General features: G+C 70.2%; 1 protein-coding gene. It reads left to right on the top strand.

Annotated features, from left to right (window positions below; genetic code table 11):
- Nucleotides 1-690, top strand: a 690-nt coding sequence (gene glnII, locus CCN42_RS37810) for a glutamine synthetase (RefSeq protein ID WP_086741776.1), incomplete at its 5' end; no start/stop codon positions are given.
- Between the last annotated feature and the right edge of the window lie 39 nt (nucleotides 691-729).

The following is a 729-nucleotide window of genomic DNA, read 5'->3' as shown; positions in this document are numbered from 1 at the left end:
GAGTACACCTTCTTCGACGGCTCCCGCCCGCTCGGCTTCCCCGAGGGCGGCTTCCCGGCCCCGCAGGGCGGCTACTACTGCGGTGTCGGCGCCGACGAGATCTTCGGCCGCGACATCGTCGAGAAGCACCTCGACAACTGCCTGGCCGCCGGTCTCGGCATCTCCGGCATCAACGCCGAGGTCATGCCGGGCCAGTGGGAGTTCCAGGTCGGCCCGCTCGCCCCGCTGGAGGTCTCCGACCAGCTGTGGGTGGCCCGCTGGCTGCTCTACCGCACCGCCGAGGACTTCGGCATCTCCGCCACCCTCGACCCGAAGCCGGTCAAGGGCGACTGGAACGGCGCCGGCGCGCACACCAACTTCTCCACCAAGGCGATGCGCGAGGGCTACGACGCGATCATCACCGCCTGCGAGTCGCTGGGCGAGGGCTCCAAGCCGCTCGACCACGTCAAGAACTACGGCGCCGGCATCGACGACCGCCTGACCGGTCTGCACGAGACCGCCCCGTGGGACCAGTACTCCTACGGCGTCTCCAACCGCGGCGCCTCGGTCCGCATCCCGTGGCAGGTCGAGAAGGACGGCAAGGGCTACATCGAGGACCGCCGTCCGAACGCCAACGTCGACCCGTACGTGGTGACCCGCCTCCTGGTGGACACCTGCTGCTCCGCCCTGGAGAAGGCCGGCCAGGTCTGATCCGCACCGCGGCTCCACAAGGGGCGCCCGCCGTCATGG

It is taken from the genome of Streptomyces glaucescens (assembly GCF_002154375.1).
GTDB classification, from domain to species: Bacteria; Actinomycetota; Actinomycetes; order Streptomycetales; family Streptomycetaceae; genus Streptomyces; species Streptomyces glaucescens.
The sequence above is the reverse complement of the archived record's forward strand: the minus strand, read 5'-3'. Positions and strand labels throughout refer to the sequence as shown.